Here is a 22,096-nt window from a genome sequence, read left to right on the forward strand (position 1 = left end):
ATTTATGGTTACCAAAAAACAACATTATTATCCAAGAAGCTTACTTAAACATTTTGCTGATAGCACAAGCAAGTTTTATGTTTATAATTGTGTCGCTAATCTAGAACAATATGTCCACTATGAAAGTATATGTTATAAAAAATATACCTACGAAGAAAAAATATCGGATGACCGCATTATTGTTGATAATATTCTTGAAAATAAGCTTAGTAGATTTGAAGGAGAGATTTCTGAAATAGTTGAACATATCGTATCATCAAGAAAACCATGTATCTTAAATCAAAACGAAATCGAAACAATCTGGAAATATATGTTTCTCCAAGAAATCAGAACTGACTCTGGCAGAGTAAGGTTGGTATCTAATTTTATTAATCATTTCTCAGAATCACGGGAGTTCCCAATTGAATTAGCTGAAATAAAGAACAATCTAGAAAATATAAATATTTTTAATAAAGTAATGAAAAAAGATAAAAATTTAGAGAGTTTTCTCAGTTTTTTTAAAAAGCCTAAACAAATGAATTTTCATATTTCTATTGGCAATGGCTTTCTAACTAGTGATAATCCAGTTGTTTCAACATTCGGACCTCCAAACATTCCAAATGGATTTCAAATCCTAATGCCTATTTCCCCATATCTGTGTTTTGAATTTCAAAATAATGAAATGAATTGCTCTGATAAATTATGGGTAAAAATGACAAATGAGAAATTACGCTATATCAATGAAGCTACTATTAATACTGCCAACTATTATGTAATATCAAATAAGCCATTTAATATTACACAACAGATGTATATTTATAATCGTTTTAAGAATATAAACTGGTTATATAACTCTCGTCACTTTAAAAATTAGTTCATAGGAGATTATCATGGAAACATACTATAAAGCCATAAACTGGAATGCTATCGAAGATGTCATCGACAAATCAACTTGGGAAAAGCTGACGGAGCAATTCTGGCTCGATACACGGATTCCCTTGTCTAATGACCTGGATGACTGGAGAAAATTGTCCAACAAGGAAAAAGACTTGGTCGGCAAAGTCTTCGGAGGATTGACCCTGCTGGATACTCTCCAGTCTGAATCTGGTGTAGATGCCCTACGTAAGGACGTCCGTACTGCCCACGAAGAAGCTGTCTTCAACAACATTCAATTTATGGAGTCTGTTCACGCCAAGTCTTACTCTTCTATCTTTTCGACCTTGAATACCAAGGCTGAAATCGAAGAAATCTTTGAATGGACTAACACAAACCCATACCTACAGAGAAAAGCTGAAATTATCAACGAAATCTACCTCAATGGTAGCCCCCTTGAAAAGAAGATTGCCAGCGTTTTCCTTGAAACCTTCCTCTTCTACTCTGGTTTCTTTACGCCCCTCTACTATCTCGGTAACAACAAACTAGCCAACGTTGCGGAAATCATCAAACTAATCATCCGTGATGAGTCTGTCCACGGAACTTACATTGGTTACAAATTCCAACTTGGTTTCAATGAATTGCCTGAAGAAGAGCAAGAGAAACTCAAAGAATGGATGTACGACCTGCTCTACACCCTCTACGAAAACGAAGAAGGCTATACGGAAAGCCTCTATGACGGTGTTGGTTGGACCGAAGAAGTCAAAACCTTCCTTCGTTACAATGCCAACAAGGCTCTCATGAACCTAGGACAAGATCCACTCTTCCCAGATTCAGCAGACGATGTCAACCCAATCGTCATGAACGGGATCTCAACAGGAACGTCCAACCACGACTTCTTCTCTCAAGTCGGAAATGGTTACCTTCTTGGTGAAGTTGAAGCCATGCAAGACGATGACTACAACTACGGTTTAACCAAATAATTTTCAGACACTAAAAACGACTAACTTGATGAGCAAGTTAGTCGTTTTTTATCAATTATCATCAGCTAGCGCTTTCGTCCTCAGCTACTTCACGATCCTCTTTCTTAGGATCTGGTGGCTCATAGGCACGGATAATCTGCGCCACTACTGGATGGCGAACCACATCCTTAGCTGAGAAATGCACAAAGTCAATCTGGGAGATGTTCTTTAATTTCTCCTGAGCATCAATGAGGCCGGACTTAACATTGCGAGGCAGGTCGATCTGACTGATATCTCCATTGACAATCATCTTAGACTGGAAGCCCAGACGTGTCAGGAACATCTTCATCTGCATGATGGTCGTATTTTGAGCCTCATCCAGAATCACAAAGGCATCATCCAGCGTCCGCCCCCGCATATAGGCTAAAGGTGCAATCTCAATGATTTCTCGCTCCATAAGGCGCGTCGTCTGATCCTTACCCAAAATCTGATACAAGGCATCATAGACCGGACGAAGATATGGATCCACCTTTTCCTTAAGGTCACCAGGCAGAAAGCCCAGACTCTCACCAGCTTCAACCGCTGGCCTTGTCAGAATGATTCGCTTGACCTGACCGCGTTTGAGAGCTGTCACAGCCAAGGTCACCGCCAGAAAAGTCTTCCCTGTTCCAGCTGGACCAATCCCAAAGACAATATCATGATTTTTAACACTGTCCACATAGATTTTCTGACCCAATGTCTTAACCCGAATTGGCTTGCCATAGCTGTCCTTGATAATCTCTTCTTCGTAAAGAGCTACAAACTTATCAATTTCATCATTTTTGACCATGGTAATGGCTGTCACCACATCGGGTGTACCGATGGTCATGCCACGATTGACCAAGACCAAGAGAGCCTGAATGACCTGACGCGCCTCCTCACAGGCAGTCTCCGTCCCCAAAATCTGCACAATCTCGGTTCGGGCATGAATGGTGACCTTCAATTCCTGCTCCATTAGGCGCAGATGGCGTTCATTAGAGCCAAAGAGATGAAAGGCATCATCTGGATGGCCCAGTTTCAATTCTACTGAATGTTCCTGCAAACAAAGAACCTCTCTATTTTAATTTATTGAATGAATTACATTTATTATATCAAAGCAAGCAGAAAATAACTATCCCTAGCCATTATCCACTTAATGAGCCTGATACTCTTCCCAAATCGCATCGAACTCGCCCAAGTTAAAGGAAAAATTTGCATGCTCTTCCAGAAAACGACTGACCTCATCAAAATCATCCGTATGCTTGGGAAAGGCAGTATCCTGAAAAGCCAAATCCGCCAAAATAGCTTTGGGCTTATTACTTTTGGGATTTCGCTCCGTCATTAGCCAGCTGTAAAAAGATTTTCTCATTTACACCAACTCCGTTCCAGTCGGATCCTGCTTGATTTTACCAGCTTTCATCAGCCCACCTAGAGCTTTTTTAAACTGACCTTTGGAAATGCCAAAAGTGGCCTTGATGTCGTCTGGTGAAGATTTATCGTTCAAAGTCATGAAGCCACCGTTGCTCTCCAGATAGGTCAGAATCATCTGGGCATCGTTTTCCAGCATTTCAAAGGAGCGAGGCTTGAGGGAGAGGTTAAGGGTGCGGTCTACTTCACGGAAGCCAATTACCCGTGCGTCCAAGACCTGCCCCAGACGTGGCTCTGCATAACGCTCGCTCGGGTGGATAAAGCCCAGCATATTATTCTCTGGCAAGTAGACAAAGGTGCCAGAAAGCTTGAGTCGATAAACGATGGCCGGCCAATTTTGGTTCTGCATATTATTGTAGGCAGGACGAGCCAAGCGCTGGAAGTCCTCCTGATAGGCCAGCTGTCCCCAGATGCGGTCTTTCTTATCCACATCCAGACGGATATAAAGGCGATCACCCTTCTTAGGCCAGAGTTCCTTGATTTCTGGCAAGATGTCAAGTGACACGACGATTTGCTTATCAGGCAGACCGGTATCGACAAAGACACCTAGATCCTTGCGAACCTCCGTCACTGTTCCCCAGCCAAACTGCTCCTGGGTTGCTGTGACCTCAAGAGTCGTCAGGCGAAGTTTCTGCTTCATATCGCTGTAGGCAAAGCCTTTAACAGATTGACCGAGCTCATGTTGCCCCTCTTCTTTAGAAAGGGCATAAGTTTGTCCATCCTTCTGGACAAAGTAAAAACGATCGTTTTCATCAGTGATAATCCCCACGATGAAGCTAGCAAGATTTGTGTTCATATAGTCCTACTTCTACCTTGCCTCTTCTAATCGCAAGGATTTTTATGTTAAAACAACTCAGTCAGCCAAGGCCAACTGAGTTTTGATTCTGCTAAAATATTAAACTTCTAGAAGTTCTTTTTCTTTAGTCGCTGTCATATCATCGATATGCTTCACTGCATCATCAGTGACTTTTTGGATATCCTTTTCAAGAACCTTCAATTCATCTTCAGTGATTTCTTTAGCCTTTTCCTGTTTCTTAGCTTCGTCCATCGCGTCGCGGCGGATGTTACGAATCGCAATCTTAGCATTTTCACCGACTTTTTTCACTTCTTTAGCCAATTCACGACGAGTTTCCTCTGTCAGAGCTGGAATGACCAAACGAATGACAGATCCGTCGCTAGATGGTGTGATACCTAAGTCAGAGGCATTGATCGCACGCTCGATATCCTTGATAGAAGACTTATCAAAAGGTGTCACCAAAAGAACACGCGCTTCTGGAATTGTGATAGAAGAGAGTTGGTTAAGCGGTGTCTCTACTCCATAGTATTCCACATGGATACGATCCAAAAGGCTAGCATTAGCGCGGCCTGCACGGATGCTACCAAATTCACGCGCCAAGCTTTGGTGCGAATGGGTCATTCTTTCTTTTGCTTTTTCTACAATTGCATTTGCCATTTTCTTTTCTCCTGATTTTTATAAATTATTTGAGACAGTTGTCCCGATTTGCTCGCCAAAGACCACTCGTTTGATATTGCCAGGTTCATTCATGTTAAAGACGACTAGGTCAATGTCATTGTCCATAGAAAGGGTAGAAGCAGTCGAGTCCATGATGCGTAAGCCTTTGTTAATAACGTCACGGTGGGTCAATTCATCAAACTTCACAGCTGTTTTATCCTTGTTTGGATCGGCATTGTAGACCCCGTCCACACCATTTTTAGCCATGAGGATAGCATCTGCCTCAATTTCTGCAGCCCGCAGAGCAGCTGTCGTGTCTGTTGAGAAATATGGTGAACCAATACCAGCACCGAAAATAACGATCCGACCTTTTTCCAAGTGACGAAGAGCACGTCCACGAATATAAGGCTCAGCTACCTGTTGCATGGCAATTGCTGTTTGAACTCGGGTGTCAACGCCCACTTGTTGCAGAGAATCTGCCATTACAAGTGCATTCATAACTGTCCCCAACATGCCAGTATAGTCCGCTTGAACGCGATCCATACCTGCTTCTGCTGCTGGCTCGCCTCGCCAAAGATTACCGCCACCAATAACCAAGGCAATTTGAATGCCCAGTTCATGGACTTCCTTGATTTCTTCAGCCATTTTTTGTACAGTAGCGATGTTGATCCCTACACCTTTTTCGCCAGCCAAAGCTTCTCCAGATAGTTTAATCAAAATACGCTTATATTTAGGTTCTACCATTTTTCCACTCCTTGTTTTATCTGTACTATTTTACCATAAATTCCACTTTTTACCTAGCCCTATTATTCAAAATATTAAATTAAAATACAAAAAGAAAACTTCACCAGATGACTCCAGTGAAGTTGTGATTTATTTATATTTTAAAGCACGTTTGAAGGTCTTCCAAGCTCCCAAATCATCCGTCTGCAGGACAAGGCTGGAGTAGATTCGCGCGATGAAAACTGTCATCATTACCGCAAAAGCAGCTGTAATTCCTAAAGAAATCCAAGCTTCCAAGCTGGTCGCATAACCATTGATAGCTCGGAAGGGCATGAAAAAGGTTGAGATGAAAGGAAGATAAGAACCAACCTTCAAAATCACATTGTCTCCTGCTGCCCCTAGCGAAGAAACCCCCATAAAGCCAACTAAAATCAGCATGATAACGGGCGAAAGGACTTTTCCTGTATCTTCTGCTCGCGCCACCATTGAACCAAGAAAGGCCGACAAGACAACATACATAAAGATACTAACTGCTACAAAGGCTAGGGTATTCAAAGACACAGCTTCTCCGATATACTGCTGAATGGCTGGATTGCTCTTCAAGACTTGGGATACAAGAGGAATGCTGTCCACAAAGAGAAAGGCTGCCAGTCCACCAAGCACATAAATACCCAGATGGCTAAGAATCACTGCAAAAATCCCAATCATACGGGCATAGAAATAATCGGTCGCCTTAATACTGGAGAAGATGACTTCCATGATTTTTGTGCCCTTTTCACTAGCCACATCTTGGGCAGTAACGCTAGCATAAGTAATCAGAATCATATAGAGCAGGAAGCCCAGTCCTATTGCAGCAAAGGTCTGAACCATCTTCTTGCTTTCTTTATTTTCATCGATTTTTTCTTCAAACTGGACTGTCCGCGCAAGAATCTGACTCTGCTCATCTGATAAATGGGCCTGAGCCAAGTTTAAAGCCTGCTGGACCTGAATAAGGGAATTGGACAAAGCCATTTTCGTTGCAGTATTCATACTGGTTTCTGCATAGTAGGTGGCAGAAAGTTGTCCGTCTTTTTCCTCAACCGTCAGATAGCCTGCGATTTTCTTATCTTTTACAGCCTGCTTGGCTGCTGCTTCATCTTTGTACTGAAAGCTCAGCTGATCTTCAGCTCTTAATACTTCTCGGACAGAATCAAGCTGGGTCAGCACTGCCACCTTTTTAGAGGAGGACATAGAGCTTCCCTGCAGATAGCCAATTCCCAAACTCAACCCAAGAAAGAGAAAAGGAGACAAGACCATAAAGACAAAACTCCAAGATTTGACATGACGCAGGTAGGTTTCTTTGATTACGATTAACATTTGTTTCATACTTCCACCCCTGATTCTAATTTGAAAATTTCATCAATTGTCGGTGCCTGCTGGTCGAAAGTTGCCACATAGCTTCCCTGAGTCAAGCGATCAAACAATTCAGGGCCAGCTGTTTCATCATCCAAAATCAATTTCCAGATGCCTTGCTTGGTCTGCGTCGCCTTGACAACATGGGACAGGGCTTCTAATTCAGCCTGTGACAAGTCACTTGAAACGAAAAGACGAGTCTTGCCATATTGGTTGCGGACTGCCTGAACATCCCCATTTAGGACTACTTGCCCGTCACGAATCATCAAGACGTCATCGCACAACTCTTCCACATTTGTCATGACATGGTCTGAGAAGATAATCGTCGCTCCGCGCTTTTTCTCTTCAATAATGACTTCTTTCAGGATTTCAGTATTGACAGGATCCAGACCGCTGAAGGGCTCATCTAAAATAATCAAGTCTGGCTCATGCAGAAGCGTGATAATCAGCTGAACCTTTTGCTGGTTCCCCTTAGACAAGCTCTTGATTTTGTCTGTTAATTTCCCCTTGACCTGAAGCTTTTCCATCCACTGGGGCAGTTTTTCTTTGACAACAGCTGTCGGCACACCCTTTAGATTTGCCAGATAGCGCACTTGCTCAAAGACCGTCAGCTTGGGCATCAGGCTTCTTTCCTCAGGCAGATAGCCAATCCTACTATAGGTCTCCTGCTCAATCGCCTGCCCTTCGAAACGAATCTCTCCACTATAGTCTAGGAAGCGTAAAATACTGTGAAAAATCGTTGTTTTCCCAGCACCGTTTTTCCCAATCAAACCAAGGATATGCCCCGGCTGGGCTTCAAAATCAATGCCGAACAAGACTTGCTTTTGCCCAAAACTTTTTTCTAGTTTTTCTACATGAAGCATATGAAACCTCCTATTATGATACTAAGATTATTATACTAGTTTGAAAGCAGTTTGTCATCCTTTGGTCCTAGTGTACAAAAAATTTCTCCTCTATTTTTCATAAGTAAAATATGAAACTCACTCCAACTAATACCACAAAAAAATGAGGCTCGAAAACCTCATTGTTTAATGTATTTTATTCATCGCTCTTTATTGACCACCCAGTTTAGGAGCTTGGTCAGAAGAGTCCAGAGAACAAAGCTAATGATGATAATATAAAGCCAAGCATTTTTATCATCTGACAAAGGCAGGGGTACATTCATACCGAAGAAGCCGGTGATGACTGCTAGAACTGCTAGAAGGACCGAGATAATGGTCAAGACAGTCAAATTATCATTCAGATTGTTGTTCAGGATGTTATTGTAGGAGCCCGAAAGCTGGCTAAGAACCTGAGCAATCAAATCCGTCATTGAAACTAGCTGACGTGCCTCAATCATGGCATCTTCAAACTGCTCGGTTTCTAGTTCATCAAAGCTACGATAAACAGCATGGCTCTTGATGTGCCCCAGAAGAATAGTATTTTGCTTGGATGCCGCCACCAGATAGACCATAGAAGTTTCCAAGTCGGAGAGGGCAAACAAGTGCTTTTTAGTAGTTTTTTGACGCAAAAGTCTGTTAAGCTCATCCTTGCGCTTATCCATCTGCTCAATGACCGGATAGTAGGAATTGGAGATCAACTCCAGACTAGCAAAAAGAAACTTATAGACCGACACAGGCTCATGATGCTCCGTGTAGGCCTTCATGATATCGACCACATAGGCATTGTCTTGATTGCTGATGGTGATGAGGCGATCCTGCTGCACCACGAAAGTCATCGGAATGGTCTCATAGTAGTCCTTTTCTGTCGCCAAATTCAGCACATTATAGATGAAAAGAACCGTTCCATTCTCGCGATTGTAGTCCATGTGAGCCCGCTCGTTTTTATCCAGCGCATATTCGATGGTTTCAAGGTCGATATTATAATCCTGATAAATCTGCCCATTCTTTTTAACATCATCTGAGTCAATGTTGATCCAGACAGATTGATCTTTTAGTTTTCTTTCCAGAAACATAGAACTCCTTTCTGGGATCTAGAATGATTCTCTAATAGCTCACGCCTAACGTCCACACTTATCCTCATAGTCAAAGCTCCCATATCCTGACAATAAAGCAAGCAAGTCAATATCATCTTTTAAATATAGCTTGTAAAGAAGTTAGCTAAATCAAGTCACTAGCTACGACACGAAGATGCGGAAACGGTCTTTTTTCACCGATAAGTTAGTGAGGCAGCTAGCTAGTCCGCCAAATAGCGGCTAGCGTCCACCAATTAGGAACTTTAGTTCCAATTGGTGGTACTGAATCACATCTTCTCTTCTAACTCTACATCTGGATATTTATCCGCAAACCAGCGGAGGGCAAAGTCATTTTCAAAGAGGAAGACTGGTTGGTCGAAACGGTCCTTGGCCAAGATATTGCGGCTTGAGGACATCCGTTCATCCAAGTCCTCTGGTTTGATCCAACGAACTGTCTTTTTCCCCATTGGGCTCATGACCACTTCTGCATTGTACTCGCCTTCCATACGGTGCTTAAAGACTTCAAACTGGAGTTGACCTACGGCGCCCAGCATGTACTCGCCTGTTTGGTAGTTCTTATAAAGCTGAATGGCTCCTTCTTGCACCAATTGCTCAATTCCCTTGTGGAAGGATTTTTGTTTCATGACGTTCTTAGCAGAAACTTTCATAAAAATTTCAGGTGTAAAGGTTGGCAACGGTTCAAATTCAAACTTATTTTTTCCAACTGTCAAGGTATCTCCAACTTGATAAGTACCGGTATCGTAAACTCCGATAATATCTCCTGCTACGGCATTGGTGACATTCTCACGACTTTCAGCCATAAACTGAGTGACATTCGACAGTTTGGCAGTCTTACCAGTACGAGGTAGGTTGACACTCATACCGCGCTCAAATTCACCCGATACGATACGGACAAAGGCAATACGGTCACGGTGACGAGGGTCCATGTTGGCTTGGATTTTAAAGACGAATCCTGAGAAATCCTTGTCATAAGGATCCACAATTTCTCCGTCTGTTTTCTTGTGGCCATGTGGCTCTGGCGCAAACTTGAGGAAGGTTTCGAGGAAGGTCTGTACCCCAAAGTTGGTCAGGGCTGAACCGAAGAAGACTGGAGTTAGCTCACCAGCTAAAATAGCTTCCTCTGAGAACTCATTTCCTGCTTCCTTCAGGAGCTCAATGTCATCCTTAACTTGCTCATAGAAAGGATTGCTGGCAAAAAGTTTGTCCCCTTCTTCTAGACTGGCAAAACGTTCATCCCCTTTGTAGAGTTCCAAGCGTTGGTTATAAAGGTCATACAAGCCCTCAAAGGCTTTCCCCATCCCGATTGGCCAGTTCATCGGATAGCTAGCAATCCCCAAGACTTCTTCCAATTCTTGCAAGAGGTCCAGTGGCTCGCGACCGTCACGGTCTAGCTTGTTCATAAAGGTAAAGACAGGGATTCCACGGTGTTTCACAACCTCAAACAATTTCTTGGTTTGGGCCTCAATACCCTTGGCAGAGTCCACGACCATGACCGCAGCATCCACCGCCATCAAGGTCCGATAGGTATCTTCTGAGAAGTCCTCGTGTCCTGGTGTGTCTAGGATATTGACGCGTTTGCCGTCGTAGTCAAACTGCATAACAGATGAGGTTACCGAAATCCCACGTTGTTTCTCGATATCCATCCAGTCAGACTTGGCAAAAGTTCCTGTTTTCTTACCTTTTACAGTACCAGCTTCACGAATTTCTCCCCCAAAGTAGAGCAACTGCTCAGTGATGGTTGTTTTCCCCGCGTCCGGGTGGGAAATAATGGCAAAGGTACGGCGTTTCTTGATTTCTTCTTGTAAAGTCATTTTCTTCTCTTTCTTTCATTTTAGGATAATGGTGAATGTTAGTATTTTTTATATTTTACATTGGAATATTCTAATCCTTTCAACCTACCTATTATAGCGGATTTAGCGCTTTTTTTCAATTATATAAGAAAGATAAAAACCGCCCTTGCCAGCGATTCTATTCTTTATATTTGGCTAACTTATCTTAAAATCTGACAATGACACTGCTAAAGAGGAAAACTGCAATGATTAATATTAAAATCAGATTTAAGAAAACTCCTGCCAACTAAACTTGACAGGAGTTATAAAATGCAATATTAAACAATTTCTAGCTGTTTTTTCCAGCGTTTCTTAAATATTTCATCAAAAAGAAGCAAGGTAGCGGACAAAATAATCGACACAGCTAAATATTTTACTAAAAGATTGTGCTGGCTGATAAAAGGCGGGCTTTTTAGCAGACCGTAATTCCCACCCGTCACTTGATTAACACCGACAAGAAAGGCATCAAGCACAAAAGTATAGAGGACAATCGTATATTTCTTGAGCTGGGTCTTATCGTAGTGATTCATCAGATAAATCAAGGAATTTACCAAGAGCGCATAGTGACCAATCAGGAAAGAAAAACTGGTAATGTGCGGGAAATCATAAGGATCAAAGACTGGATAACCAAGGGCAAAGACTGCTCCGCTGGCTCCTAGAAGAGCAAAATACTGCTTGCTGGGCCATTTATCTGGCAGAAAGACCACCGCAAACATGGCCAAACGGCAATGGTACAAAGGCAGACTATTTGCAAGAGGAAGCTGAAAACCCACATACCAGCTATAAAGAACTGCCAGTTGGCACAATTGAAGAATTTTCATGCTTTTGATAAAGCTAGGATTCTTATGGTATTTTATCGATGCGTAGACAGACAGCAAAAGCAGTGCCATCATCAAAGAGTAGGCCAAAGCTGATACAAAGGGTGGTTCAGTTTGGTTGGTAGTCAAAAAATGATGCATCCTGTTTCCTTTCTACTTTTAAAATCTGTAAGTTCAAACTCCCAGTCAGATTGAAAATCTAGGCAGAATTTTCCTAGTTGCTAGAGAAATCAGCTTCTCTTCCAATCCTTATTGGGTCAATCGCTCTGCCTGTCTTTCCTTCATTTCTTTGAACAAGTAAGAAAATAGAAGTAGGGCAGTCGCTAAGACCACTGACACGATCATATAGTTCCCAAGCATACCATGATCTCCTACCAGAGGTGGCTCCTTTAAGAAACCGTAGTTTCCTCCGAATGCAATATTTCCAAGCAGGATGAGGAAATCTAATCCAAAGGTAATTTCTACAATACGGCGATAGGACAAATTAAGTCTATCATAATGCTTCATCAGGTAAATAATCGAATTGCCTAACAGAGCCAAATGACCGATGAAAAATGAAAATAGCGTGATATGTGGAAATGGATAGGGATCCAAAATCGGATAGACAATGGCGCAAATCGGTCCAAATACTCCCAATAAGGCGAAATATTGTTTATAAGCTACAGCTACTTTATCTGGCAGTAGCAAGACAGCAAACATCGCCACTCGACAATGGTACAAAGGGAGACTCTCCGATAAAGGCTCCTGAATAGCCAAGTACCAGCCATACAAAGAGACTAATTGTACGATTTGGGCAACTTTAAAAAAGGTCTGTACTTTCTTTTGCTCAAAAAAACGACTAGCAACATAGATGACGGACACTAGGCTCATCATGAGCAGAATATAAGCAAAAGGCGTCATCACAGGCGGTTCTGTTTTGTGACTAGTAAAAAAATCTAGTAAATTCATCTTTCAAATTTTCATCCTAATAAATAATTTTTAAGGACACTGGGCTTGTTCTTCCTAGCAAAGTCCTTAATTCCTTTTCAAAAAGTTTTCAACTTCCTAGAGTAATAGCTTCTGGCCATTACAACTCTGGACAGATTGAGCTAGATTATCTGGTCTACTGGATATAAGCATCTAGTCAGCATCAACTTCAATCTAGTCTATATATTGTTCTTGCTGATTCTGATAAATATCCCAGAGAAGCTGCAGCTGCTCTTTTGTTATCCTTTTCTCGGATAGAAGAGGCAAATCCTGTGGGGCAAAGAAACTCAGCTCGGCAATTTCTAAATTGGGCTGAAAATCTCCCTCTTTCAGCTGACACTCAAACACGAGCTTGACATACTGCTTACTTTGTGGCTGAAATTTATTGCTATCAAAGACAGCCAGCAAGCGTACTACGCTAGCTTGAAATCCCGTTTCTTCCTGAATTTCTTTTACTATATTTTCTTTAGGAGATAAGCCTACTTCGCAGAAACCACCCGGCAGAGCCCATGTCTCCTCTTGCTGTCCTCGTACTAGACAAATCTTGCCCTGCTGAACGATAAAAGCTCGGACATCGACCAAAGGAGTCGCATAAAAATCTGTCGGCCGGAGCAAGTCAGACAGCTCATCCGGTTCCAGATGGCTGGTCTCGCTGAGCAACTGATTCAGATTGTCTCTGATATCCGCATAGCGTTCTCGATCAAAGTCACTGGCAGCAAAAGACAAGCCTGTATCCGTTATAGCTAACAGTCGTTGCAAAATTAAAGCTGTATCACTTGTCCCCATGCTCCAAGACCTCCACTAGTTTATCCAACTTCATCGAATTACTACCCTTGAGCAAGATTTGGTCGGAGGATTGCAACCAAGTCTTAACGGTCTTGGTCAAATCTTCAAACTGATCTTTGTCAGCATTTTTAACAAAATAATGCACCCGATTTGGTGGGTAGATTTCCCGAGCATAGACATAGAGGGCTTCCATGTCCTCTCCATAGAGGAATAGATCAGTGATAACCTCTGGATTGAGGCTGGTAATCATAGCTCCGTGCATTAGCTTGGAGTCTGCACCCAGCTCTTTCATATCAGCTAAGACTGCAGCCTTACGGCCACCCTGACTAGCTGGAATCGCTGAGAAGGTTTCAAGAATCAAGCGCATAGCTGTTGGATTGGCATTGTAAACATCAGACAGGATATCGGCCCCATTTGCCGCCTTCTTCCACTCGGTTCGATTGCGGGTCAATTCCAGCTGGGCAAAAGCCTGACGGATCGCCGACTCACTGACACCCTCTTGCAAGGCCACGTAAGAGGCGATCATGGCGTTGGTCGCATTGTATTTGCCAGTCACGGGCAAGTCAATCGCCTGCTCAAGAAAATTCGCTTCAAAGGTCAAGCTGTCCTTGCGCTCTTCTAGACGAGTCAGACAAATATCTGCATCGGGACCAAAGCGAACCACTTTTTGCTGGTCTGGCAGAAAATCATTGACAATCTTGTCAGCTGGGACCAAGAGTAAGCCACCTTTCTTCATGCCATCCGCAATTTGCATCTTGCCTTTAGCAATCTCCGTACGGCTTCCGAAAAATTCTAAGTGAGCTTCGCCAACCAAGGTCACAATACCCGTTTTAGGCTTGGCAATTTCAGATAGAAGATGGATATCTCCTAAGTGGTCTTGCCCCATTTCCAAAACTAGCTTTTCTGTGTCATCTGGCATGTGGAGCACTGTGTAGGGCAGGCCGATTTCATTATTATAGTTACCTTGGGTCTTATAGGTTTTGTAGCTAGTAGCCAGCAGCTGAGCCAGCATATCCTTGGTTGTAGTCTTCCCATTGGAGCCTGTCACAGCGAGCACATCTACGCCTGTCTTTTCCAGATAGTATTGAGCCAAAGCTTGAAAGGCCGCTAGCACATCATCGACCAAGACATAAGGTCCTTCTGCTACTGGACGTTCAGACAAGGTAGCCGTAGCTCCCTGATCAAAAGCCGTCGCGATAAAGTCATGGCCGTCACGCGCGCCCTTGAGCGGGATAAAAAGATCCCCCGCCTCAATCAAACGGCTGTCAAATTCAGCATTTCTAAAAGTCACATTTTCAAACTGACTGACATCATTTTTCGCAGCCAAGACTTCTGCTATTTCATATAAATCTAATTTCATGTTTTTAACTCATTTTTCCGCTTTTTCCCAAAAAAGAAGGGATTGAGGCCAGACTAAATATTCAGTCTGTCATCTCAGTCCCTCTATTATATCATATTTATAAAAGATGCGCTTCTCGCTGAGCAAAGGCCTCTTCAGCTAGATTTACCAATTTCTCAATCAAATCAGAATAAGGCAGTCCCATATTTTCCCAAAGCAAGGGATACATAGACCATTGAGTAAAGCCAGGCATGGTGTTGAGCTCATTGAGGAAAATGTCCCCCTCTTCGGTGTAGAAGAAATCACAGCGAGCCAATCCCTGTCCGCCCAAGGCACGAAAGGCTGTCTCAGCATTCGTACGCATGACTGAAATAACCCCATCTGAGATTTTTACAGGGATATCCATGGTAATCTTGTTGTCAATATACTTGGCTTCATAATCGTAGAAAGCCACATCTTTGACCACTTCGCCTGGCAAGGTACTCTTAACGTCATAATTTCCTAAGAGACCAACCTCAATCTCACGCGCATTGACTCCCTGCTCGATCAAGACACGGCTGTCATACTTGAAGGCCAAATCCAATGCTGCCCGCAGCTCCTCTTGATTCTCAGACTTGGAAATACCGACACTAGAGCCCATATTAGACGGTTTAGTAAAAATCGGATACGTCAATTTTTCTTCGATTTCGGCAATTTTTTCTTCCAGATTTTCACCCTCAATCACCGCTACATAAGGTACCTGTGGGATTCCAGCAGACTCCAGAATGCGTTTGGTGGTAATTTTGTCCATGGCAACACTGGAAGACAAGATATTGCAGCCCACATAAGGAAGGCGCAGCACTTCAAGGAAACCTTGAATCGAGCCATCCTCGCCCATCGGTCCATGAAGAACAGGAAAGACAACTGCATTTTCCTCATAAATATCACTCGGTTTGACTTGCTGCGAAACATCAACCGTTGCATTGGTCATGAGCTTTTCATCTGCAGCTGGTTTTTCTGTAAATTCCTGTGTCTTGATAAAATCGCCTGCTTTTGTGATGAAATAAGTCTTGACAGAAAATTTGTCATAGTTGACAGCTCGCATGACACTCTCAGCCGACAAGACTGAAACTTCTCGCTCCGCACTGCGGCCACCGTATATTAAAATCAAGGTTTGTTTGACCATTATCTTATCCTAACATTTCTAGCTATAAGTTCATTTTGGGTTGCCCCATCTTCTTTTCAGACTGTTTCAGTATACCATATTTCCTGGCATTTTTGAATAGAAAAAAGACTTCCAAAGCTGTTTTTCAGCAGGAAATCTTTCTTTCGTCTTACAATTCTGTCCGATTTTCAATAGCTCGGAGCAAGGTCACTTCGTCTGCATATTCGATATCAGCGCCGACAGCCAATCCGCGGGCCAGTCGAGTCACCTTGATACCTGCAGGCTTGAGGACCCGCGAAATATACATAGAAGTCGCTTCTCCGTCAGCCGTTGCATTAGTAGCCACAATCACTTCCATCACTTGGCTGTCCATCAAGCGAGTCAAGAGACTCTTGAGGTTGATATCATCTGGTCCTACACCGTTCATAGGGGAAATGAGACCGTGGAGGACATGATAAAGGCCGTGGTATTCTTGGATATTTTCCATGGCAGACACATCGCGGCTATCCTCAACGATGAGGATCACAGTCTGATCGCGCGTTTGATCCGTGCAAATCGCACAGGGATCATCATCCGTCAGGTTGCCACAGATGGAGCAATAAGTCAGCTCGCGCTTGGCAGCTAGTAGATTTTTGGCAAACTCATTGACATCATCGTCACTCATCCCGATGGTATAAAAGGCCAGACGAGTAGCTGTCTTGATGCCGATGCCCGGCAGCTTGGAAAAGCTATCAATCAATTTAGCGATAGGGGTTGGATAAAGCATAATAATAGTTGAGCAGTAAAATCTTGATCCGATTCTACTGCTTTTCCTTTCTAATTCATAGGGTGCTGTTGGTTATAAAGGTTGATAATATCACGGGTGATACTGTGGCTGACCGTTGAGGAAAGGTCAGTATTGTGCGGAAATACCACGGCTACAGCTATTTTAGGATTATCGCTTGGTGCATAGGATACAACATTGGTGTTGATAGCAGATGTACCACCGTTGACAAAGGTTTCAGCAGTACCTGTTTTGGCGCTGATAGAAACCATAGCGCCCTGCGCAATCGTCCGTCCAGTTGTAAAGCCACTCCATCCATTAACCACCTGATAGAAACCTTGTTTTATCAGAGCCATATTTTCCTCAGAAATATTGACCTGATTTAGTTCTTTTGTTTCCTTTTTCTCAATCAAGTCTCCCAGTCCACCTTGGTCATTGTTGGCGTAAATGCCTTCAACCAGATGCGGAGCTACCCGTTTGCCGTTATTGGCTACCGTCGACGCATATTGAGCCAACTGAAGTGGTGTGTAGTTATCAAACTGACCAAAAGCATCCGTAATATAATTGCTGACTGTGAAGTTTTTGGGAATATAGCCTGTAGATTCTGTCGGTAAATCAATTCCTGTCTCAGTCCCTAGACCATATTCTGCAAAAGTCGAACGGAGTTTTTTCATCGAAGCATCGACATTGTTAGTTCCTAAAGCCATATTTGGGCTATATGGAGTCCCCAGCATATTTAGGGCCACCTGAACCATATAGGTATTAGACGAATATTCCAGAGCCTCCACCGCCGTAATAGAACGTGAACCATAGGCCGTAAACCAAGAATTGATGGGAGCAGAGCCTGCGAAAAGAATCGGTTGATCGACCAAGGATTGATTCCCAGAAATAGCTCCGTACTGCCAACCAGCGGTTAAGGTAGCCGCCTTGACGACAGAACCTGGAACGAAAACATTTGTAATGGTACCCAGCGCATCCGCTGAGATATCGCCTGTTTCCAGATCGTGCTTGACACCAGCCAGGGCCAAGATTGACCCCGTATTGGGATCCATAGCCACGGCATAGACACCTTCTGAATAGGTGGCGTTGCCCTTGGCTAGCTCCATATTAAAGGCATTTCTAAGAATATCCTCAACACCCTGCTGGAAGGTCAGATCTACGGTTAGCTTCAGGTTGTTCCCTTTGCTTCCCTCAGAAATAGTCTCAACGCTCTCCATGTTGCCATTTTTGTCCAGCCGAATTTCTTTCTCTGCTCGTTTTCCTTGTAAAACAGACTCATACTCTTTTTCCAGATAAGAAATTCCCACTCGGTCATTCAGAGAATAGCCCTTCTTGACATAGTCATCCGCTTCCTCAGCTGGCAGACCTGTTTTTTCGGTTGAAATTTGACCAACAATTGAAGCCAACGATGTTTCCAAAACTTTCCGGTTCCAGCTGGTTGAAATACTAATACCCGGAAGCTCTTTGCCGATGGACGCAATCGTAGCGACCTGCTCCGTCGTCAAATCATCTGTCTGAATCGTCCCTGTTGAAAAGTTTGGCACAGCATTCATCTGGCTGAATAGAGCGATAATCCTCTTTTCCTCATCTGTATAGCCTAGCTGGCTTGGATCAATACTCTCCGCCGCTGCCTTATAGATCTTGGCTTCAGGCAAACGATTTCCATCTGTATCAAATTTTTCTTCCTTGGGTAATTTTTCAACCACTTCTCGGTAAACTTTATTATCCGCCAGATAATAGTCAACTTCTTGGCGCTCGGTCACCTTTAGGTCAGACACGGACACATACTGCAGTAACTTTTGTGCTGTTTCACGGATTTCTTCTGCTGTCAGTTTATTATCTCGCGTAAAGGTCACCACTTGCTTGGTTGTGTTCTCCACCAGGGGCTTGCCTGAAGCTTCATAGATCTGCCCACGAACCGAACTCGATTTTATCTTTGTTTTACTTGCTTTAGCTAATTTATCTGTATAAAATTCTTGATTGACGACCTGCATGTAGCCCAGACGAGCGATCAGCACCAAAAATAAGGCTCCGACAATTCCAAATAGAAGGTAGAGTCGGCCTGTGATAGAATGGCTATCAAATTTCCTCTTAGACATTTCTTCTCTCATTCTCGTAAAAATCTATCTTTTATTTTACCACATTTCCCCAGCAATGAAGCATGGAAATCTAAAAGGATCGAAAAAGAATTTTTCTCCAATAATGAGAAAATCTATAATTTCTGTAGTGGGTAAAACCACTGTAGGAATTATGGATCTAAAATTATAAACGCCTTAGATCTTACCTACTCAAACGCAACGCTTTTAGCTTTCGGAACTTTGACAACTTTAAAACTAGAATTCTCGTCGCTTTGAATATCAAAAAGGAGAGAACAAATTTGGTCCTCTCCAGGTTGTAACTTTTCAACAACCCACTACAGTTGACAAACATACTAAGATTAGTAGTGAAGAAATCTCCGACGGAAGAGAGTACTCACTACTTTTTCTTTATGTTAAAGTAGTGGTGTCTTGTAAAGTCGTAGGGCTCTATGGCGCTAGACGTCGCTTGACAAATTGGCAAGACACCTTGTTTTAGGTGGAGTTTGATCAAAGTATGTGGGACGCTAAACGTCGCGTATTGAAAATAAAATCACTAAAACATGGAATTATTCAAGACAAAAGAGGTAATGTCATGCGTGCAGTATTTGGAATGGATGTAAGTAAAACAAGTTCTGAGGTGGCAATTTTAGTCAACGGTGAGAAGGTTCATGGCTACACCATACTCAATGATGCCATTGGATTCAATCGCCTGTTGGGGGACTTGAAAACTGTTCATAACCCTGAGATTATATTTGAGGCCACAGGCGTCTATTCTCGGCGTCTTCAGGCCTTTCTTGAGGAATCTGGTTACGCTTATATACGGCTAGCAATTGGACAGTCTGCGAGTTCGTAAAACAGATAAAATTGACGCTGAAAAGTTGGCTAAATCTCAGCTTGTGCACAATCGTAAACCAACTTACGTGCAGGAAGAAGTTTATCAACACCTGCGTGATTTAAGCCGTTTCTATCAAAATATGACTGAAGATCTTGTTCGAGCTAAAAACCGTCTGCACAAGGTCCTACAAGTCACCTTTCCTGAATTGGAAAATCTCTTATCCACACCAACTGGAGAGCAATATTGGAACTTAGTGATAGCTTTTCCATGTAAAGAGTTTGTATTAAGCCTATCTCAAAGTGACTTGTATGAGATTATCCGTCAATCTACCTCCAAACGCATCTCTGAAAAGCGTATTGCTTACCTGACTGATAAACTGATAAAACTCGCTAAACAATCTTTTTGTGCGGTCAAGAAAACCTCTTCAATGCTTGAAGAGGTTCGCTACTATGATCAAGAATTGCTTCGTCTTTCTGAACGCAGACAAGTTGTCTTAAACGATATGGTAGCTCTAGCTCAGCCTTTACCAGAGTATGACATCTTACGGTCAATTCCTGGCATCGCAGAAACCACAACGACATCTATCATTGGCGAATTGGGAGATATTCGTCGCTTTCAGTCTACCAATCAAATCAACGCTTTTATTGGCATTGACCTGAGACACTATGAATCTGGGAACTTTCTCGCTAAGGAACACATCACTAAACGAGGTAATCCCTATGCCAGAAAAATCTTGTTCAAGTGCATTCACAACATCGCTTCAGCTAGTCATACCAATCCCTGCCATATCGCTGACTTTTATGAGAAACGAAAAAGACAATCAACAATAGCTTCAACTAAGCCACTTACGATTGCCTCTATACATCGTCTCATTCGAACAATGTATTACCTCATTACGCATAACAAACTTTACGATTATTCTTTGACCCAAAATCGATAAGGCTGTCTATGCCGTATTATGGTAACACCTTGTTTCAAAAATACCAGATGAGGTGTTTTTTAGCATGCCCTTTTATGGATCAAAAAGTGTTAAAAATAAGACAGTAACCTCAGAATAGCTACTGTCTTATCTCTTTTTTTATTTAAAGCCTTGATAGACTTGACAAATGGTAGAAAAGAGCCGAAAAACCCCAGATAGCCTTGAGCCATCCGGGGTTCTTATTTTCATCGCTAAAATGATATCAACAAAATTTCATTGTAGCCGATTTTTGGAACTTAGTCTTCTAAATCCATTTCAGAAGCTGCTGATCTCTTCTTCTTACCAAGAAGAGAGGCAGTTACCAAGGCAGCTACTCCTAATCCAAGACCAGCAAATTGGTTACTTGCAGTTCCTGTATTTGGTAAAGCCTTAGCGTTTGGAGTAACTTTGACTTGTCCTGGTTGTGCAGGCTGTGGCTTAGGTGCTTGAGAGTGATTTGTAGCACTTGAGATTGAAGCACTGTCGGACAAGCTAGCTGAGGTACTTGCGCTGTCACTCATGCTTGTGCTTGTTGAGACTGACTCACTTGCACTTACAGATTCAAGGTAGCTAGGAAGGTTAAACTCTGGCTTAGATTCGCTTGTTGGCTCACCCTTACTATAGCTGAATGAGTTAGATTGTTGTAACGCACTTGTACTCAAACTGTTTGAAACGCTATTGCTAAGTGATGTAGATGTACTTACGCTGTTACTCAAGCTTACTGAAGTACTTGTTGAAACTGAAGTACTACTTGAGTTGTTGCTTACTGATTCAGATGCACTGATTGAAGCAGACACGCTGTTGCTCATGCTTGTGCTTGCTGATTCAGATGCACTGATTGAAGTAGACACGCTGTTGCTCATGCTTGTGCTTGCTGATACTGAAGCACTGATTGAGGCTGACACGCTATTGCTCATGCTTGTGCTTGCTGAGATAGATGCACTGATTGAGGCTGACACGCTGTTACTCATGCTTGTGCTTGCTGATTGGCTAGCTGATACAGATGCTGAAGTACTTTGACTTGCAGATACTGACGCACTAGCTGATTGGCTTGCACTGATTGAGGCTGACACGCTGTTACTCAAGCTTGTGCTTGCTGATACTGAAGCACTGATTGAGGCTGACACGCTGTTACTCATGCTTGTGCTTGCTGATACTGAAGCACTGATTGAAGCAGACACGCTGTTGCTCATGCTTGTGCTTACTGATTCAGATGCACTAATTGAAGCAGACACGCTATTGCTCATGCTTGTGCTTGCTGATTCAGATGCACTGATTGAAGCAGACACGCTGTTGCTCATGCTTGTGCTTGCTGATTGGCTTGCACTGATTGAGGCTGACACGCTGTTACTCATGCTTGTGCTTGCTGATACTGAAGCACTGATTGAGGCTGACACGCTATTGCTCATGCTTGTGCTTGCTGATTCAGATGCACTGATTGAAGCAGACACGCTGTTGCTCATGCTTGTGCTTGCTGATACTGAAGCACTGATTGAGGCTGACACGCTATTGCTCATGCTTGTGCTTGCTGAGATAGATGCACTGATTGAGGCTGACACGCTGTTACTCATGCTTGTGCTTGCTGATGCTGAAGCACTGATTGAAGCAGACACGCTGTTGCTCATGCTTGTGCTTGCTGATACTGAGGCACTGATTGACGCTGATACGCTGTTACTCATGCTTGTGCTTGCTGATTGGCTAGCTGATACAGATGCTGAAGTACTTTGACTTGCAGATACTGACGCGCTTGCTGATTGGCTTGCACTGATTGAGGCAG

General features: G+C 42.9%; 21 protein-coding genes and 1 pseudogene. 5 read left to right on the forward strand and 17 right to left on the reverse strand.

All coding sequences use genetic code 11. From position 1 onward, the window contains the following. Nucleotides 1-4 precede the first annotated feature (4 nt). Both HMPREF9960_RS04910 and nrdF read left to right on the forward strand, forming a co-directional pair. A complete protein-coding gene (locus HMPREF9960_RS04910) occupies nt 5-853 on the forward strand; it encodes a DUF4238 domain-containing protein (protein ID WP_005589586.1) in 849 nt (282 codons plus the stop codon). A gap of 16 nt (nt 854-869) precedes the next feature. Beyond that, nucleotides 870-1,835 carry a class 1b ribonucleoside-diphosphate reductase subunit beta gene (nrdF, locus tag HMPREF9960_RS04915; protein ID WP_005589584.1) on the forward strand — a complete coding sequence of 322 codons (966 nt, stop codon included), beginning with the start codon at nt 870-872 and terminating at the stop codon, nt 1,833-1,835. A gap of 61 nt (nt 1,836-1,896) precedes the next feature. Here nrdF and HMPREF9960_RS04920 read toward each other — a convergent pair whose 3' ends face one another. The 16 genes from HMPREF9960_RS04920 to pbp2b form a co-directional block, all read right to left on the reverse strand. Beyond that, nucleotides 1,897-2,895, reverse strand: coding sequence for a PhoH family protein (locus tag HMPREF9960_RS04920; RefSeq protein WP_005589583.1), 999 nt, complete (start codon nt 2,893-2,895; stop codon nt 1,897-1,899). Nucleotides 2,896-2,985: 90 nt separating this feature from the next. Next, nucleotides 2,986-3,201, reverse strand: a complete 216-nt coding sequence (locus tag HMPREF9960_RS04925; protein WP_005589581.1) for a YozE family protein — start codon at nt 3,199-3,201, stop codon at nt 2,986-2,988. Next, nucleotides 3,202-4,056, reverse strand: a complete 855-nt coding sequence (gene cvfB / locus HMPREF9960_RS04930; RefSeq protein WP_005589579.1) for an RNA-binding virulence regulatory protein CvfB — start codon at nt 4,054-4,056, stop codon at nt 3,202-3,204. 99 nt (nt 4,057-4,155) lie between these two features. Next, nucleotides 4,156-4,713 carry a ribosome recycling factor gene (gene frr / locus HMPREF9960_RS04935; RefSeq protein ID WP_005589576.1) on the reverse strand — a complete coding sequence of 186 codons (558 nt, stop codon included), beginning with the start codon at nt 4,711-4,713 and terminating at the stop codon, nt 4,156-4,158. 18 nt (nt 4,714-4,731) lie between these two features. Then, nucleotides 4,732-5,457 (reverse strand): UMP kinase, encoded by a 726-nt coding sequence (gene pyrH, locus HMPREF9960_RS04940; RefSeq protein WP_005589574.1) that lies wholly within the window; start codon nt 5,455-5,457, stop codon nt 4,732-4,734. A gap of 129 nt (nt 5,458-5,586) precedes the next feature. Beyond that, nucleotides 5,587-6,801, reverse strand: coding sequence for an ABC transporter permease (locus HMPREF9960_RS04945; RefSeq protein ID WP_005589572.1), 1,215 nt, complete (start codon nt 6,799-6,801; stop codon nt 5,587-5,589). Further along, nucleotides 6,798-7,691 (reverse strand): ABC transporter ATP-binding protein, encoded by an 894-nt coding sequence (locus tag HMPREF9960_RS04950; protein ID WP_005589571.1) that lies wholly within the window; start codon nt 7,689-7,691, stop codon nt 6,798-6,800. The genes HMPREF9960_RS04945 and HMPREF9960_RS04950 overlap by 4 nt, the downstream gene beginning before the upstream one ends. A 179-nt stretch (nt 7,692-7,870) precedes the next feature. Then, nucleotides 7,871-8,782, reverse strand: coding sequence for a magnesium transporter CorA family protein (locus tag HMPREF9960_RS04955; RefSeq protein ID WP_005589570.1), 912 nt, complete (start codon nt 8,780-8,782; stop codon nt 7,871-7,873). 287 nt (nt 8,783-9,069) lie between these two features. Further along, nucleotides 9,070-10,614: a peptide chain release factor 3 gene (locus HMPREF9960_RS04960; protein ID WP_005589569.1), complete on the reverse strand. Its 1,545-nt coding sequence runs from the start codon at nt 10,612-10,614 to the stop codon at nt 9,070-9,072. A 296-nt stretch (nt 10,615-10,910) separates the two neighbouring features. Further along, on the reverse strand, nt 10,911-11,591 hold the full coding sequence (locus HMPREF9960_RS04965; RefSeq protein WP_005589568.1) for a YwaF family protein: 681 nt from the start codon (nt 11,589-11,591) through the stop codon (nt 10,911-10,913). Between the two features lie 108 nt (nt 11,592-11,699). Beyond that, nucleotides 11,700-12,398 (reverse strand): YwaF family protein, encoded by a 699-nt coding sequence (locus HMPREF9960_RS04970; protein WP_005589567.1) that lies wholly within the window; start codon nt 12,396-12,398, stop codon nt 11,700-11,702. A gap of 192 nt (nt 12,399-12,590) precedes the next feature. Continuing rightward, complete coding sequence (locus tag HMPREF9960_RS04975; protein WP_005589565.1) at nt 12,591-13,202, reverse strand: NUDIX hydrolase N-terminal domain-containing protein; 612 nt, start codon at nt 13,200-13,202, stop codon at nt 12,591-12,593. Beyond that, entirely contained in the window at nt 13,189-14,562 is a 1,374-nt protein-coding gene (locus HMPREF9960_RS04980; RefSeq protein ID WP_005589563.1) for a UDP-N-acetylmuramoyl-tripeptide--D-alanyl-D-alanine ligase, read from the reverse strand. Before HMPREF9960_RS04980 ends, HMPREF9960_RS04975 begins: the two co-directional genes overlap by 14 nt. Before the next feature lie 97 nt (nt 14,563-14,659). Then, complete coding sequence (locus HMPREF9960_RS04985; RefSeq protein ID WP_005589562.1) at nt 14,660-15,706, reverse strand: D-alanine--D-alanine ligase; 1,047 nt, start codon at nt 15,704-15,706, stop codon at nt 14,660-14,662. Nucleotides 15,707-15,854: 148 nt separating this feature from the next. Then, the gene (gene recR, locus HMPREF9960_RS04990; protein ID WP_005589561.1) at nt 15,855-16,451 is read right to left on the reverse strand and encodes a recombination mediator RecR; all 597 of its coding nucleotides are present in this window, start codon (nt 16,449-16,451) and stop codon (nt 15,855-15,857) included. Between the two features lie 50 nt (nt 16,452-16,501). Next, on the reverse strand, nt 16,502-18,559 hold the full coding sequence (gene pbp2b / locus HMPREF9960_RS04995) for a penicillin-binding protein PBP2B (protein ID WP_005589560.1): 2,058 nt from the start codon (nt 18,557-18,559) through the stop codon (nt 16,502-16,504). Between the two features lie 559 nt (nt 18,560-19,118). Between pbp2b and HMPREF9960_RS05000 the strand changes: the two are divergent. After that, a pseudogene (locus HMPREF9960_RS05000) lies at nt 19,119-20,301 on the forward strand (IS110 family RNA-guided transposase). A gap of 275 nt (nt 20,302-20,576) precedes the next feature. On the opposite strand, the gene HMPREF9960_RS10985 reads toward HMPREF9960_RS05000, so the two are convergent. Then, nucleotides 20,577-20,840 carry an LPXTG cell wall anchor domain-containing protein gene (locus tag HMPREF9960_RS10985; RefSeq protein ID WP_037586189.1) on the reverse strand — a complete coding sequence of 88 codons (264 nt, stop codon included), beginning with the start codon at nt 20,838-20,840 and terminating at the stop codon, nt 20,577-20,579. Between the two features lie 157 nt (nt 20,841-20,997). On the opposite strand from HMPREF9960_RS10985, the gene HMPREF9960_RS10990 reads away from it, so the two are divergent. Next, complete coding sequence (locus HMPREF9960_RS10990; RefSeq protein WP_080561896.1) at nt 20,998-21,339, forward strand: hypothetical protein; 342 nt, start codon at nt 20,998-21,000, stop codon at nt 21,337-21,339. A 69-nt stretch (nt 21,340-21,408) separates the two neighbouring features. Beyond that, nucleotides 21,409-22,047 carry a hypothetical protein gene (locus HMPREF9960_RS10995; RefSeq protein ID WP_231913447.1) on the forward strand — a complete coding sequence of 213 codons (639 nt, stop codon included), beginning with the start codon at nt 21,409-21,411 and terminating at the stop codon, nt 22,045-22,047. Nucleotides 22,048-22,096: the final 49 nt, after the last annotated feature.

The sequence above is a fragment of the Streptococcus cristatus ATCC 51100 genome (assembly GCF_000222765.1).
Classification (GTDB): Bacteria; Bacillota; Bacilli; order Lactobacillales; family Streptococcaceae; genus Streptococcus; species Streptococcus cristatus.

Excerpts from the sequence above, each read along its gene's own strand:
- frr (WP_005589576.1), bottom strand. The coding sequence starts at position 4,713 with ATGGCAAATGCAATTGTAGAAAAAGCAAAAGAAAGAATGACCCATTCG.
- HMPREF9960_RS04925 (WP_005589581.1), bottom strand. The coding sequence starts at position 3,201 with ATGAGAAAATCTTTTTACAGCTGGCTAATGACGGAGCGAAATCCCAAA.
- HMPREF9960_RS04945 (WP_005589572.1), bottom strand. The coding sequence starts at position 6,801 with ATGAAACAAATGTTAATCGTAATCAAAGAAACCTACCTGCGTCATGTC.
- HMPREF9960_RS04985 (WP_005589562.1), bottom strand. The coding sequence starts at position 15,706 with ATGGTCAAACAAACCTTGATTTTAATATACGGTGGCCGCAGTGCGGAG.
- HMPREF9960_RS04980 (WP_005589563.1), bottom strand. The coding sequence starts at position 14,562 with ATGAAATTAGATTTATATGAAATAGCAGAAGTCTTGGCTGCGAAAAAT.
- pbp2b (WP_005589560.1), bottom strand. The coding sequence starts at position 18,559 with ATGAGAGAAGAAATGTCTAAGAGGAAATTTGATAGCCATTCTATCACA.
- cvfB (WP_005589579.1), bottom strand. The coding sequence starts at position 4,056 with ATGAACACAAATCTTGCTAGCTTCATCGTGGGGATTATCACTGATGAA.
- HMPREF9960_RS04975 (WP_005589565.1), bottom strand. The coding sequence starts at position 13,202 with ATGGGGACAAGTGATACAGCTTTAATTTTGCAACGACTGTTAGCTATA.
- HMPREF9960_RS04960 (WP_005589569.1), bottom strand. The coding sequence starts at position 10,614 with ATGACTTTACAAGAAGAAATCAAGAAACGCCGTACCTTTGCCATTATT.
- pyrH (WP_005589574.1), bottom strand. The coding sequence starts at position 5,457 with ATGGTAGAACCTAAATATAAGCGTATTTTGATTAAACTATCTGGAGAA.
- HMPREF9960_RS04955 (WP_005589570.1), bottom strand. The coding sequence starts at position 8,782 with ATGTTTCTGGAAAGAAAACTAAAAGATCAATCTGTCTGGATCAACATT.
- recR (WP_005589561.1), bottom strand. The coding sequence starts at position 16,451 with ATGCTTTATCCAACCCCTATCGCTAAATTGATTGATAGCTTTTCCAAG.
- HMPREF9960_RS10985 (WP_037586189.1), bottom strand. The coding sequence starts at position 20,840 with ATGAGTGACAGCGCAAGTACCTCAGCTAGCTTGTCCGACAGTGCTTCA.
- HMPREF9960_RS04950 (WP_005589571.1), bottom strand. The coding sequence starts at position 7,691 with ATGCTTCATGTAGAAAAACTAGAAAAAAGTTTTGGGCAAAAGCAAGTC.
- HMPREF9960_RS04910 (WP_005589586.1), top strand. The coding sequence starts at position 5 with ATGGTTACCAAAAAACAACATTATTATCCAAGAAGCTTACTTAAACAT.
- HMPREF9960_RS04965 (WP_005589568.1), bottom strand. The coding sequence starts at position 11,591 with ATGCATCATTTTTTGACTACCAACCAAACTGAACCACCCTTTGTATCA.
- nrdF (WP_005589584.1), top strand. The coding sequence starts at position 870 with ATGGAAACATACTATAAAGCCATAAACTGGAATGCTATCGAAGATGTC.
- HMPREF9960_RS04970 (WP_005589567.1), bottom strand. The coding sequence starts at position 12,398 with ATGAATTTACTAGATTTTTTTACTAGTCACAAAACAGAACCGCCTGTG.